The organism is Nostoc sp. DSM 114167 (assembly GCF_052692655.1).
The window spans coordinates 2,679,171-2,692,714 of the sequence record NZ_CP195116.1 but is presented as its reverse complement, the minus strand read 5'-3'; the positions used below and the strand labels follow the sequence as shown (position 1 = coordinate 2,692,714).

At 41.1% G+C, this 13,544-nt stretch carries 10 protein-coding genes; 4 read left to right on the top strand and 6 right to left on the bottom strand.

Annotation, left to right across the window (positions count from 1 at the left end; genetic code table 11):
* Positions 1-5: 5 nt before the first annotated feature.
* Entirely contained in the window at positions 6-893 is an 888-nt protein-coding gene (locus tag NSTC731_RS11545; RefSeq protein ID WP_445630919.1) for a sugar phosphate nucleotidyltransferase, read from the top strand.
* 201 nt (positions 894-1,094) lie between these two features.
* On the opposite strand, the gene NSTC731_RS11540 is transcribed toward NSTC731_RS11545, so the two are convergent.
* The gene (locus NSTC731_RS11540) at positions 1,095-2,489 is read right to left on the bottom strand and encodes a hypothetical protein (protein ID WP_445630918.1); all 1,395 of its coding nucleotides are present in this window, start codon (positions 2,487-2,489) and stop codon (positions 1,095-1,097) included.
* A 502-nt stretch (positions 2,490-2,991) separates the two neighbouring features.
* On the opposite strand from NSTC731_RS11540, the gene NSTC731_RS11535 reads away from it, so the two are divergent.
* Entirely contained in the window at positions 2,992-4,116 is a 1,125-nt protein-coding gene (locus NSTC731_RS11535; protein WP_445630917.1) for a THUMP domain-containing class I SAM-dependent RNA methyltransferase, read from the top strand.
* On the opposite strand, the gene NSTC731_RS11530 is transcribed toward NSTC731_RS11535, so the two are convergent.
* Positions 4,093-4,335: a hypothetical protein gene (locus tag NSTC731_RS11530; RefSeq protein WP_445630916.1), complete on the bottom strand. Its 243-nt coding sequence runs from the start codon at positions 4,333-4,335 to the stop codon at positions 4,093-4,095. The genes NSTC731_RS11535 and NSTC731_RS11530 overlap by 24 nt on opposite strands.
* A gap of 389 nt (positions 4,336-4,724) precedes the next feature.
* Here NSTC731_RS11530 and NSTC731_RS11525 point away from each other — a divergent pair, with 389 nt between their 5' ends.
* Both NSTC731_RS11525 and NSTC731_RS11520 read left to right on the top strand, forming a co-directional pair.
* Positions 4,725-4,991 carry a hypothetical protein gene (locus tag NSTC731_RS11525; protein WP_445630915.1) on the top strand — a complete coding sequence of 89 codons (267 nt, stop codon included), beginning with the start codon at positions 4,725-4,727 and terminating at the stop codon, positions 4,989-4,991.
* A 403-nt stretch (positions 4,992-5,394) separates the two neighbouring features.
* A complete protein-coding gene (locus NSTC731_RS11520) occupies positions 5,395-5,661 on the top strand; it encodes a hypothetical protein (protein ID WP_179067371.1) in 267 nt (88 codons plus the stop codon).
* A gap of 214 nt (positions 5,662-5,875) precedes the next feature.
* Here NSTC731_RS11520 and NSTC731_RS11515 read toward each other — a convergent pair whose 3' ends face one another.
* The 4 genes from NSTC731_RS11515 to NSTC731_RS11500 all read right to left on the bottom strand — a co-directional run bounded on the left by NSTC731_RS11515 (position 5,876) and on the right by NSTC731_RS11500 (position 13,148).
* A complete protein-coding gene (locus NSTC731_RS11515; RefSeq protein ID WP_445630914.1) occupies positions 5,876-6,757 on the bottom strand; it encodes a hypothetical protein in 882 nt (293 codons plus the stop codon).
* A 559-nt stretch (positions 6,758-7,316) separates the two neighbouring features.
* The gene (locus NSTC731_RS11510; protein ID WP_445630913.1) at positions 7,317-8,927 is read right to left on the bottom strand and encodes an NAD(P)/FAD-dependent oxidoreductase; all 1,611 of its coding nucleotides are present in this window, start codon (positions 8,925-8,927) and stop codon (positions 7,317-7,319) included.
* 637 nt (positions 8,928-9,564) lie between these two features.
* On the bottom strand, positions 9,565-10,590 hold the full coding sequence (locus tag NSTC731_RS11505) for a S66 peptidase family protein (protein WP_445630912.1): 1,026 nt from the start codon (positions 10,588-10,590) through the stop codon (positions 9,565-9,567).
* Positions 10,591-10,706: 116 nt separating this feature from the next.
* Positions 10,707-13,148: a dynamin family protein gene (locus tag NSTC731_RS11500; protein WP_445630911.1), complete on the bottom strand. Its 2,442-nt coding sequence runs from the start codon at positions 13,146-13,148 to the stop codon at positions 10,707-10,709.
* Between the last annotated feature and the right edge of the window lie 396 nt (positions 13,149-13,544).

The following is a 13,544-nucleotide window of genomic DNA, read 5'->3' as shown; positions in this document are numbered from 1 at the left end:
TGTTTATGCAAAAAAATAAAGTTAGAAAAGCTGTAATTCCGGTAGCTGGTTTCGGTACTCGTTTGTTTCCAGCTACTAAAGTTGTCAAAAAAGAACTTTTCCCAATTATCGATCGAGATGGTAGGGCAAAACCTGTGATTCTTGCAATTATTGAAGAGGCAATTAGTGCTGGAATTACAGAAGTAGGGATTGTGGTGCAGCCGGATGACAAAGAAATATTTGCAGATTTCTTGAAAAACCCACCCAAAAAAGAACTTTTAGAAAAGCTTTCACCACAAAATCAAGAATATAGCCGATATCTCGAAGATTTAGGTAGCAGAATTACCATTTTGTTACAAGAAGAACAATTAGGCTATGGTCATGCAGTATTTTGTGCCAAGGATTGGGTACAAAATGAGCCGTTTTTGCTCATGTTGGGCGACCACATTTATGCATCTGACATTGAAAAATCTTGTGCGCGTCAAGTTTTAGATGTTTACGAACAAGTTAATCAAAACGTTATTGGCTTAACGACAATGCCAGCAGAAATTATTCATCAAGCTGGGTGTGTAACAGGAGTTTGGCAAGAGTTAAACTCGATTTTGTCAGTTACCCAACTGTATGAGAAACCGACTATTGAGTATGCACAACAGCATTTACGTGTAGAGGGAATATCAGAAAATAATTTTTTATGTATATTTGGCTTATATTTACTAACGCCGAAAATTTTTGATTTTCTCGCAGAACATATCAACCAAAATTTTCGAGAACGAGGTGAATTTCAGTTAACATCTTGTCTTGAACAATTGCGTCAGGAAGAGGGAATGACAGGATATGTTGTTAAAGGCAAGTGTTTTGATACAGGTTTGCCAGATGCTTATCGGCAGACAATGATTGATTTTAGAAAAATATAGATTAATCTCAGTTTAATTCCTTTATTTGAGAGGATCTCACTTTTTAAAATGGTTCAAATAGATAGTATTCTATTGAGTTAAGCAGAGGCATCTTGAAAATATACCGTTTAATTTGCTCCTGATGATAGCCTCCTTTTTTGGTTAAAGCAGTTTTTAGGTAAATGAGTTACAAAATGCAGGACTCGAAATCAGACACAAACCTTACAAAACTACCTCAAAACTAGCGGTAGTTAGAGTAGGAAAAGAAATAGCATCCAATTGTGCAAATTTCCCCCCGGAATTAATCTCAGCAAAATCATCCGCCGAACCATTAGGGTTATAAAATAGACTACCATTTGCGCTATTATAAACGATCGCTGCACTACTGCTTGCAGCTAAAGTATCGTTTGTTACTGTGGCAAAGTCTGCGGAATTTAATTGAGTCGGGAAGACCGAGTTACTTAGAGCTGTAAAGGTAGATTTAGATAATTGGATTTTGTCTTGCTTAGGATTAAAGTCAGTAATAACATCAACTCCGAGTTCCCTAATATTAAACTTCGATCCTGTTGCAAATCCAAACTTATCTGCACCAGCACCTCCTTCTAGTAAGTCGTCCCCACTATCTCCCTGTAGGTAATCGTTCCCTTGATTCCCGCTCAGAATATCTTTTCCACTACTGCCAAAAAGAATATCATCACCTTTGCCCCCCAGAAGGTTGTCGTCATCACTACCCCCATCTATGATATCTGCACCAGCTCCACCAAAAAGGATGTCAGAACCTGCTCCCCCATCAATGTAATGATTACCAATAACACCAGAAAGCGAAATACTGTCATCGCCATCCCCAGCAAAAATAACCTTATCGCCAGCTGAAAAATTCGCTGAACTAAAGGTGTCGTCTCCCTTGGTTGTAGCGACATCAGTACCGATCGCATTTCTAGATCGAGCAACTGCCTCTTTTATGACATCAGCAAGATTCTCGCTTGTAGAACCAACAGTCAGTACACCACCTCGACCAAGTTGGGTAACTAGTGTCTCGTAATTGGCTGCAACATTACTCGTAGTTAGAAAAATTGGAATAATGTTATTTGCTTCTAGCGCAGTTTTTACTTGTCCGACCTGTGGATAATCTTCAAAAGCATCAGCTATCCCATCTCCATTATTGGCAATAGTATCACTTGGAATAACTGCGGCGCGATCGCCGGCAACGTGATAAATACTATCGGTGGCTATTATCACAACACGAAATGAACCTACTCTGTAACCAAGATTGCCGTTATCTAAAGCAGCGAACAAGAGTGCAAATAATTGCGATTCTGGCCCATCATTCCCACCAAAAGCTTCAAAGCCAAAGATTTTGTCTTTAATTGTTGTGACATTATTTGTCAAAGCGACTTCTGGTTGATATACATAGTCAGCGTAACCCCCAAATGGCACAAGTGGCTTATCCTTGAAAGAGGCAATACCAAATTTTAGGTCATCACCAAATATATTTGCTAACTTCGGGTTGGTTAAGCGATTTACCGTCGCCGGAAGTACGGCTTTAAGCTGGACTACACCCTCATTAGATGAAGATGTTAAGTCTTGCAGCAGAACAATATCAGATACTAAACTCACAGTTTTTCCCTCTGATTATTTTTATTGATGGGTTGTATTGCAAAGTGTCTGAATGCTATTTCAGCTTGATATTAGCAAGGTTAATTGATTTAAGATAGTACTTAAACTGAAAAAAATATAATCTCTTTCAAAAAATATTTGTCAAAAAGGGGAAGGGGAAGGGGGAAAGGGAAAGGGGGAAAGGGAAAGGGGTAAAGGAAAAAAGAGTAAAACTTTTCCCCAGACGGTATAAAGCCCCTATTTTTAAATATGGAGAATATTAAAAGAAGATTTTTGAGACACGTAGTGCGATAACTTAGCAGCGTCGATGTTTGAAACCCCTATTTTTAAATATGGAGTTCCCCCTTGCCCTTTCCCCTTTCCCCCTTCACCTTTCCCCCTTCCCTTTCCCCTTTCCCCTTCTTCATAGTTGCAGACTTCACGAGAGAGAATGTTACAAGATATAAGTTAAGCTAAAGTGCGTCAATGGGTGAGCAGTGAAGATAATGCTTTGGATTAGAGGATGAATCAGTATTTTGCAACGGTTGCTCGCGGATTAGAAACCCTCGCGGCTCAAGAGTTAGAGCAACTGGGTGCCCATTCCGTAGAGCCGGGGTTTTGCGGTGTAGCCTTTGAGGGCGATCGCACTTTACTTTATCGCGTCAATCTCTGGGCTAGGCTGCCATTCCGAATCTTGGTGAACATCAATGAGTTTCCATGCCTTGATGCTAAGGATCTCTATCGCGGTATCCAAACTATCGATTGGCAAAACTATCTGACGCCAGATATGACGCTGGCGGTGAATGTCACGGGCAAAAACGATCGCCTCAACCACAGCCACTTTACATCTCTCCAGGTCAAAAATGCGATCGTTGACCAACAAAAAGAAAATCTGGGCGAGCGTTCAAATGTAGAGCTTCACGATCCAGATGTGCGGGTTAATGTTCATATTGAACGCGATTTTTGTACCGTTAAACTCGACAGTTCGGGAAATAGTTTGCATCGCCGAGGCTACCGTCCGGCGGTGGGAGCAGCCCCTCTCAAGGAATCTCTCGCTGCGGCTCTCATTCAGCTTTCAGGCTGGCAACCAGACCAGATGTTCTACGATCCTCTGTGTGGATCTGGCACTTTACCCCTGGAAGCTTGCTTAAAAGCACTGAATATCGCACCAGGACTGTTTCGCGAATCCTTTGGATTTGAAACTTGGCTCGATTTTGATTTATCCCTTTTAGAAAAACTGCTCCAAGAAGCTAAGGACAGCCAACTTGATAGCCTGACTGCACCTATTTGGGGAAGCGATCGCGATGAAAATATAATCGAGCAAGCGATTAACAATGCTCAAAATTGCGGTGTTGATAACTATGTATGGTTTTCTCAAATGGAACTTGCTGATGTTGTCGCCCCCGCAGATAGTGGGATTTTATTCTGCAATCCACCTTATGGCGAACGGCTGGGGCGAGATAGCGATTTAGGGGCATTTTACAAACTTTTGGGCGATGTGCTGAAACAACGCTTCAAAGGCTGGACTGCATTTGTCCTCAGTGGCAACAAAGAACTGTCTCAATCGATTGGACTAAAATCATCCCGGCGAATTGCGGTGTATAACGGAACGCTGCCTTGTCAGTTAATGAAGTATGAGTTGTATTAAGTACAGCATTTCATTAATTCGTAGCAAACTAAATTTGGCAATACGTTGCAATGCCAATGCATCCCGATGCAATGTCGATGCATCCCCCTGCAATACCAATGCATCCCGATGCAATGTCGATGCATTCCCCTGCAATGCCAATGCATCCCGATGCAATGCCGATGCATCCCCCTGCAATGCCAATGCATCCCGATGCAATGTCGATGCATCCCGATGCAATGTCGATGCATCCCCTTACATTAAAAATGCTACGCTTTTATGCAAAACTGTATTAAGACACAATCGATCGGATTTTGCGATTTTCGGTTTGTAGTATCTTTAAGGCGATCGCTCTCAACTACTTTTGCTCAGTAAAAAATACATTGTTTGAAAATTTGGTGACACTGGGGATGTGCTGTCTTGTCGGAGTTTGTGAGAACCGCGACTTAAATCTGCTGTTGCATGGCATTGGCTATCTCAATAAACTCAATCTGAATTGCTGATATTTTTAATACTCTTTTTGTAAGTCTATATTTTGGCAGTTAGTGTAACAACTTTTAAAACAAGTGGCAGTATAATCAATGACTGACAATCTGCAATTTATTTATCGTTAGAAGGCAAGGCTATTTATGTCAGACCAATTCACCTTTACCGTTACCAATAAAACTGAATTGGCAATTACAGAGTTGTGGGTATCTGCCGACGATCGAGAGTGGGCTTCATTTAACTTGGGTGAGTTAGGGATTCCATCACGTGAAACAGCAACAATTGCTTGGGCTGAATATACGAATGGTTCGCCCTGTGAATGGTACATTTTTGCTGTATTTGAAGATGAATCAAAAACTGAGTCGGCCTTATTTAACTTCTGTAAAGAACCAGATTTAACAATCAAATAAATTCTGCACTGCGATCGCACTTGATAGATGATTGCATATCGACTTTAGACATAAAAACAAAAGCCCTAGCTAGAAAGTATCTAAGTGGGGCTTGATATTAGAATTAACATGTCCCTTTTAGAGAAGTTGCTCGAAGAAGTTAGGGACAGCCTGTGAAACGCCCTGACTGCGCCTATTTGGAGAAGCGATCGCTCTCAACTATTTCTGTCAGATCGTAGAGACGGCGATTCACCGCGTCTTACCTGTGATATTTTTAATACTCTTTAACAAATTTAAATTTAGTTAAAAAAAACTTGAAACTACTTCTGGGATTATATTGTGGCAGTTTGCATGACAACGTTTTAAAAAAGTGACAGTATAATCGGTGACTGACAACCTGCAATTTATAGCTAAGGGGCTATTTATGTCAGATCAATTCACGTTTACCGTTACCAATGATACCGAACAAGCAATTACAGAGTTGTGGGTATCTGTCGATGATGAAGAGTGGGCCTCATTTACCTTGAGTGATTCAGGGATTCCATCGGGTGAAACAGTAACAATTGCTTGGGCTGAATATACGAATGATTCGCCCTGTGAATGGTACATATCTGCTGTCTTTGAAGATGAATCAGAAAGTGAGTCAGCCCTATTTAACTTCTGTGAAGAACCAGCTTTAACGTTCGGCTAAATTCCCCAGTGCGATCGCCACCGGAAAGGGCGTGTACGCCATCGCGCTTGATACATGATTGCATATCGACTCCAGACATAAAAATAAAAGCCCTACCTCGAAAGTATCTAAGTGGGGCTTGATATAAAAATTGACATGAGCCGCAAGCTTAGTTGGTGGTGCGTTCCAATCTAGCTACTTGAGTAAACAAATAAAGCTGGCTTTGTTATTTGGCCTAATTTGTCGGGCTGAAACAGGTTTCATCCTTGCCGATCAGACAAAGCTGTTTCTGACCTAGATCGGTTTTGAATTTCACCTGATAAGTTTCGTTTTCCGCAGGCAAAGTTTTCGTGTAGTTATTCGCTCTGTCGCACGAAAAGTCACGAGTGAAAGTTGCTGGAGACCAGTTAATTGTCATCGTACTACCGCTCAGACTGGCTTTTCCTTTTCGAGATTGGAAAATTTGCTGGTTGCAGCTGCCGTTCATTACGTTCATTATTCCTGTAAATTCGACCGTTCCGTTCGGCAGAAATTGATAAGTGAAACGCGAACCGTTCGAGCCGATATATGTACCATTCGTACTTATAGCACTGTTTCCGGTACGCGTCCAAACCCATTTTCCAACTAACGACGAAATCTCTCCAACGCTACTGGATGAATCATCAGTATTATTTGAAGCAGTTTCGCCCGCGTGGGCACTATCGTAAACAGACAGCAAAAGTTTAGCTTCCGCATCATTCGGTAAATTTCGTAATTGCCCGACAAATTCTTTGTTAAATGCTTGCCGAATCCGGCTTTGTTCCTCTTCGTTCTTAGCAAGAGCTTGTGTATAATTGGAAATTAGATTGTGAATGCTTTTTCTAGTTCCATCTGGGTCTTTGCGAAACTCATTTAATTTTATTGATTGATATTCATTACGCTGTTCGTTAGTGAATTTTCCTGAAAAGGCCCATTCGTAAAAAGCGATAATTTTGTCAATATCAGATTTGTTGAGAGATTCCTTTTGAGCCGTTACTAAAACTTTAGTTCCAGCAGCCTGAGCAAAAATATTTATAGTCGCTCCGTCCATCAAAACGATAGATAAAAATAAGATAGAAAAATATTTTAATTTGTTCATCCTTCCTATAATTCTGTTGCCATGAAATTAATGTTCCCAGTGAATTGTGAGTTTATATGCATCACACCTGTAAGTGTGTGAGGCATTAATTAGGTTGTCATGAAATTAATTGTAAATGTTCAGGGGGTACAAATAAGAATAAAAACACCCAAGGCTAAATAATTCGTATTACGTTCGCAAACTGCCAGAACTTATCAATAGTTAAATCAAGCTGTTATAAATGCACTTAATGTATTGACTAAAAAAAGACATTAGGGCTAGTACAATATAGAAGTCATTTGTGTACAAATCAGGAATATCTATACTCAGTAAGCCAATTAAACCTCATCTACGTTGAAACCTAGAGTTTTTTAAAACATATATTTTTGTAGGTTGGGTGGAGTGAAACGCAACCCAACATTACCACCAAATTTTATGTTGGGTTACGCTATCGCTGCACCCAACCTACAAAACTTCAGGTTAGATTAGAACTATTTTATGCTCCCTGTCAACTCCAAATCGGATGCTGAGACTGCGTAGTTTACCGCCTTCGGCATCGCATTCACTATTTTAGATTTTACTAATTACAATTTTTCAAAATACTTAAAGCTACCGCCTCCGCCACTTTAATACCATCGATACCAGCCGAGAGAATTCCCCCTGCATATCCCGCGCCTTCACCAGCTGGATAAAGACCGATTGTATTTAAACTTTGATAATCCTCTTGGCGTTTAATCCGAATCGGTGATGATGTGCGGGTTTCTACCCCAGTCAACACGGCATCGTCCATCGCAAATCCTCTAATTTGTTTGTCAAAAGCGGGAAGGGCTTCACGAATGGCGGCGATCGCATAATCTGGTAAACTCTGACTCAGATCGCCCAAGTGTACCCCAGGTGTATAAGACGGTGTAACAGTGCCCAATGCTGTCGAAGGACGATGGTTGAGAAAGTCTCCCACCAACTGTCCTGGAGCTTCATAAGTCCTGCCGCCCAATTCAAAAGCTCGTTCTTCCAAGCGTCGTTGGAAGTCAATTCCTGCTAACGCATTTCCTGGATAATCTTCGGGAGTGATGCCCACAACGATCGCACTATTGGCATTGCGTTCATTGCGAGAGTATTGGCTCATCCCATTGGTAACGACTCGCCCCGGTTCTGATGTAGCTGCAACTACCAAGCCCCCCGGACACATACAAAAACTATAGACAGAACGACCATTTTGGCAGTGATGAACCAGTTTGTAATCGGCAGCACCCAAAAGCTTATGACCCGCCTGAGCGCCGAAACGACATTGGTCGATGAGAGTCTGGGGGTGTTCGATCCGAAAGCCGATGGAAAAAGGTTTCGGCTCAATGTAAACCCCGCGTTCAAATAGCATTTGGAAGGTATCGCGGGCGCTGTGTCCCACCGCCAGAACTACATAATCGCTGGCGATATATTCCCCACTGGCGAGGGTGACTCCCCGCACCTGTCCATTTTCGATGTTAATATCTTCCACTAGGCTTTGAAAGCGAATTTCGCCGCCGAGGGATTCGATTTTAGCACGCATACTTTGGACGATTCCCACTAGTTTGAAGGTGCCGATATGCGGTTTGTTGATATAGAGAATTTCTGGTGAGGCTCCTGCATTGACGAGTTCGGTTAGTACCTTGCGTCCATAATGCTGAGGATCTTTGACTTGACTGTAGAGTTTGCCATCAGAAAATGTACCCGCCCCACCTTCACCAAACTGGGCATTGGATTCTGGGTTGAAATCTGATTTTTTCTTCCAAAAGTTAAAGGTATCAACGGTGCGATCGCGAACTTTTTTGCCACGTTCTAAAATGATGGGACAAAAGCCCATTTGTGCCAGCATCAAACCTGCAAACAAGCCACAAGGCCCAGTACCAATCACGATGGGGCGAATCGCCAAATTGCTCGGTGCTTTTGCCACTGGGCGATACCTCATGTCTGGCGTGACCATTACATGGGGATCTTTTTTCAGGCGCTTGAGTAGATAAGTTTCCTGAGTCGTTTCTACATCCAAAATATAAACAAGAGCGATCTCTCCTTTCTTACGGGCATCGTAGCTACGCTTGAAGATGGAATAACCGATCAATTCTTCATCTGTAATTTGCAGCTTTTTGAGGATGGCAGTCTTGATATCATCTTCAGGATGATCGAGCGGGAGCTTTACTTCTGTTAGGCGTAACATAGCGAGGAGAAATGCATACTGTCTATCAAAATCTTAATCAAAATTACTATGGCGCGGCTGATTTACTTTCGAGGCTTAAACGAAACTTGAGTTCAATACACCTCTTTCTGCTTTGAACTAAAGTTAAAGTCTGTCCCTCTTCGAGTCGGCTACGGTATACACACAAGTCTTTTGACCTGCACCTTTGATGCATCAACCTACACCTTTGATGCATTGACCTACACCTTTGATGCATTGACCTACACCTTTGATGCATTGACCTGCACTTTTGTTGCATTGACCTGCACCTTTGTTGCATTGACCTGCACCTTTGTTGCATCGACCTGCACCTTTGTTGCATTGACCTGCACGTTTGATATCAAGTCCGCTTGATTACTTATTAAACCCGAAGAACCCCACCCCCGCCAAAGCTATGCTTTGTCTCCCCTCCCCGCAAGCGGGGAGGGGCTGGGGGTGGGTGTATTAACTGTGGTTAGCATAACTAATTATGCGGACATGATATGATGCATCGACCTGCAAAAATTAACTTATCTTACGTTACGCAACAACTCTAAAAGATTTGTGTGTACGCGGTAGGAGTCGGAGAGGGACGGTTTTGCGTAGTAAAACCTTCTTAAAAGTCATAAGATATGTCGCGTTAAACAAGACTAACAGCCGCCTCTAACATTTGTATTGTCCCAAGTTCAGCATTTATTTCTACTTCTACACCGATTGGCAAGGTAAATTTATCCTTAATATGACCAATCATTGAACCGTACCAAGCAGGAATACCTAAAGGAAGGATGTGTTGTTGCAATACTTGCATTAATGTAAATGACGGTTGATCTCCAAGACTACATTTAGTACATTGCCCAAAGATAAAACCAGCAATTTGATTAAGTATCCCAGCAGTTTTTAATTGCGTCAGCATCCTATCTATACGATAAACATCCTCGCCAACTTCTTCCACAAACAGAATGCTTTTGTTCCAAGTAGGTAGGTAAGGTGAACCTACCATCGCTGATAGGACTGACAAGTTTCCACCCACCAGTTTACCCCTCGCTTTTCCCGGTGCGATTATCTCCAGCCGCACTTCGCTAGGGTTGAGATTTTGCATAGTCACCGCTTCACCATTAAATAGGATGCGCTTGAAGTAATCCACTGTAAATTGATTCCAGGTAGACGTAGCAACTGGGCCATGAAAAGTAACCATTTGACTACGGGCATTAATTGCTAACAACAGCGTTGTAATATCGCTGTAACCGATGATAATTTTCGGATAGGAGCGGATCAGCGAGTAATTGAGTAAAGGTAAAATGCGATTGCAGCCCCAACCACCACGCATCGGAATAATTGCTTTTATAGTGCGATCGCTAAACATCAAGTTTACATCCTGGGCGCGATTGCCGTCTTTACCCGCTAAATAGCCGTAACGATCTAAAATATGCTTCCCCAGCTTAACTTTTAACCCTAACTGTGAAATTGATTTCTGCGCTGCTTCAATGTCTTTAGCGTCAACGATACCCGCAGGCGAAATCAATCCTACGGTATCGCCAGGTTGTAGACGGGGCGGCTTACGGATGGTGTTTAGAGATGGCTTACCTTGGGCGGTAAGTGTTGGTATTTGAGTGGCTAAGGTAGCCAGCCCACAGGTTGCAAGAAATTTCCGACGCTTGATATTCATAACTATTTTGTTGGGGATGAGGATTCTAAAAAGTTAGATCCCCGACAACTTTTACGAAGCCGGGGATCTGGATACCGCGAATTTTCACAAATTAAATAGGATTGCGATATGTAAAATTAAACCTTTTGTACCATATCTGAAATCACAAATCCATTATTAGCGAATTTAGCATCAGTAGTAAATAAATCACCAATGACAGGCAAAAGACGATCGTATAATTGCATCGCCTGCAAACAACTATTAATACTAGAAACTGCCGAATTATATGCTGCAATATTTTCTTCAACGATATTTAACAAGCGGCGATTATTTGCAATTTTTTCTTCGGCTTCTTGTTCTAATATTTTCTCTAAATAAGCACGAGCTTGTGGGTATTGTTGCAAAATTTCATCTGCTTGCTGTTCTGCCATTGGCAATAACTGACTTTTCAGGGTTTGATTGATAGTTTGACGGAAAGATTTGCGAATAGTTTGGGAAACTTTTGGTTCAAAATCTAACTTCAATAACTGCCTAATGGCTGGTTCTGCTTCCACGATACTTTCAGCGTCATAACCTTGAGAAGTTTGTGATAAAGTTTGGCGAAATTGATATATAGAAAAAGTACCTTCATCGTAAAATCTAGGACTTTCTCGCACAAAGCGATCGCACTCTACACTCGCTGCACTAAATAATGCTTGAGCAACTCCTTTTTCTAAAATTCTGATTTCTTGTTCAATACCACCATCATTATCTAATAAACGATACAGTTGGCGATAATATTCTGACTTGCGAACTTTTTCAATCAACCGCTGAAAATAATTTGCAACTACTTGCTGAGAAGATTCAATCAAAATATCTTCTAATTGATTTGCTAAGTAATAAAATGCCTCTACTAAAATAGCAATTAAAGGTGCAGTAGCATTGCGAGGATGACTGATGGTTGCACGTTGATAAGCAGAAGCTACAGAAAAAGTATCTAGCAATTCATCTAAGCGGCGAATCATTCGTGATTGCAATTGCTTAAAATCTGCTTCAAAAGCATCACAAGAACTATTAATTACATGGTTAACTTCTTCGTTGATATGCTCGCTAAATTCTCTGCCAATTTGCTGTAGTTGCTGATTTAGGTGTTGCAACTCTTGCGCCTTCATCGTCTCAATTTCTTGGGGCTGACTATCTAAATCGCGTTGGACGTTCTGATAATGTTTTTTGAGCTTAATACAAACATCTTCCAAATCATCAGCAAGATTTTTAAATAATTGGGGACGCTTTTCTTCGGTAAGATAACGAGTAATAGCTGTGCGAAATTCTTCAGTTCCACTATCTTGAATTAGCTTTTCAATCAGTTCATTTCCCCACTCGCCTAGAATCCGCACATAATTTTGATTTGGAGTTTCATAGCCGTTCACTGAAACACGGAATTTACTGGAAGATAACTTTCCGGAATTTACACAGTAGTTATTAAACGCATAGACAAATTGTGGTGTTTCTTCTTTACCATCTAAACCTTTAATACTTTCTGCAAAAACAGAATCTAAACCAAATCTATCTTGTGAGCTTGCTTGTTTAATCTGACTGCCATAAAATCCTAATAATCCACTGGTTTTATAAACTTTCCTGGAATTGGCAAATTGCCCACTAATTAAATCGTCCAATCGTTGCCGAAGCTGAGTATTATACCAAGTTTCATCGATCCGGTTGAAGACATAGAAAACGCGATCGCGTACTCCCCCATTCTCCCGCATTAATTCCAAAAGTTCGGTTTCTTCTTTTGTCATCTCACCCGCCGAAGCAGGTTTTAGCACGCACACCACCGCCGAAGTATCAGGATGTTGAATTTTGGCATAAGTTAGTTGAGCATCTTTCTCTACTGGCGCATCTATACCAGGTGTGTCAATAATTACATTACCATCTTGTAACAGAGGATGGTTACAGTAATATTCTATTCGCTTCAATACCGCACTATTACTACCACGACGGGCATATCCAGCAGCTTCCTTGAGATTGGAAAAGTTAAATTGCTCCATTGAATATGTAGCATTAGTTACCGTGCTAATGCGATCGCGGTTTGCTATATATCCCTCTAGCAACAACATTAACGCCTTCGCCTGTTTTGCACGTTCTGATTGACTCTCACCACCTTCGTGCTGAATAATCGCTTCAGAACCTTGACGTAGCAAGTTAATTACCTCAGCTTGGTTAATATTAGCTACTGTTTTAAATCCTAGTTGCTGACACAAAGAAACTGCTTGTTCTCGAATCTCTGCTTCACTTAAAAATGTCAAAACAACACGTTCTTTATCTACTTCTGCATACTCAATTTTGCATTCTGTACCTGTAGCGTGTCCCTCTGCACTGTAGAGTAATTCTCTTTCTAATAGTGCATTGATTAGCATTGATTTTCCAGCACTAAACGCACCTGCAAATACAATTTCAAACTTCGGAGAAATCGCCTTACTTAAAGAAGTTCGTACAGGTGTAATATCTTGGGAACGTAGCGTTGGTTCTTGTTGTAATAGTTGTAATATAGATTCAACCTGCTCTTTCAAATTTCTGCACTGAAGCGGCATATCTGACATATTCAGCATCCTGACAATATTTATGTATATATTAGTAATATTTAGTGTGTTGATGGTTCAGTAAAATTCCTGACAATTTCATTGTGCTTTAGCTGCTGGATATTACTAGGACTGACGCACTGTACAAATTAATGAGCGGTTATTCTACAAACCTAAAGCCTACCAGGTTGTGGAAATAGCGATCGATTTAAAGTTTTTATGGGTTTATAGTCCGCCCAGTCTCACCACATTAGATTTTGTTGTGCAAATTTAGATGCTATTTTCACCTAAATATACTATGTGGTAGGGGCACAGCAATACTCATTGCAACTTAGGGTCAAAGCCAGCCTAAAACTAGCTTTTAGCTGAAGTTGACACCAATGAGCAATGCTGTACCCCTACGACAACTGAATTCTG

Excerpts from the sequence above, each read along its gene's own strand:
- NSTC731_RS11545 (WP_445630919.1), top strand. The coding sequence starts at position 6 with ATGCAAAAAAATAAAGTTAGAAAAGCTGTAATTCCGGTAGCTGGTTTC.
- NSTC731_RS11535 (WP_445630917.1), top strand. The coding sequence starts at position 2,992 with ATGAATCAGTATTTTGCAACGGTTGCTCGCGGATTAGAAACCCTCGCG.
- NSTC731_RS11525 (WP_445630915.1), top strand. The coding sequence starts at position 4,725 with ATGTCAGACCAATTCACCTTTACCGTTACCAATAAAACTGAATTGGCA.
- NSTC731_RS11520 (WP_179067371.1), top strand. The coding sequence starts at position 5,395 with ATGTCAGATCAATTCACGTTTACCGTTACCAATGATACCGAACAAGCA.
- NSTC731_RS11515 (WP_445630914.1), bottom strand. The coding sequence starts at position 6,757 with ATGAACAAATTAAAATATTTTTCTATCTTATTTTTATCTATCGTTTTG.
- NSTC731_RS11510 (WP_445630913.1), bottom strand. The coding sequence starts at position 8,927 with ATGTTACGCCTAACAGAAGTAAAGCTCCCGCTCGATCATCCTGAAGAT.
- NSTC731_RS11505 (WP_445630912.1), bottom strand. The coding sequence starts at position 10,590 with ATGAATATCAAGCGTCGGAAATTTCTTGCAACCTGTGGGCTGGCTACC.
- NSTC731_RS11500 (WP_445630911.1), bottom strand. The coding sequence starts at position 13,148 with ATGTCAGATATGCCGCTTCAGTGCAGAAATTTGAAAGAGCAGGTTGAA.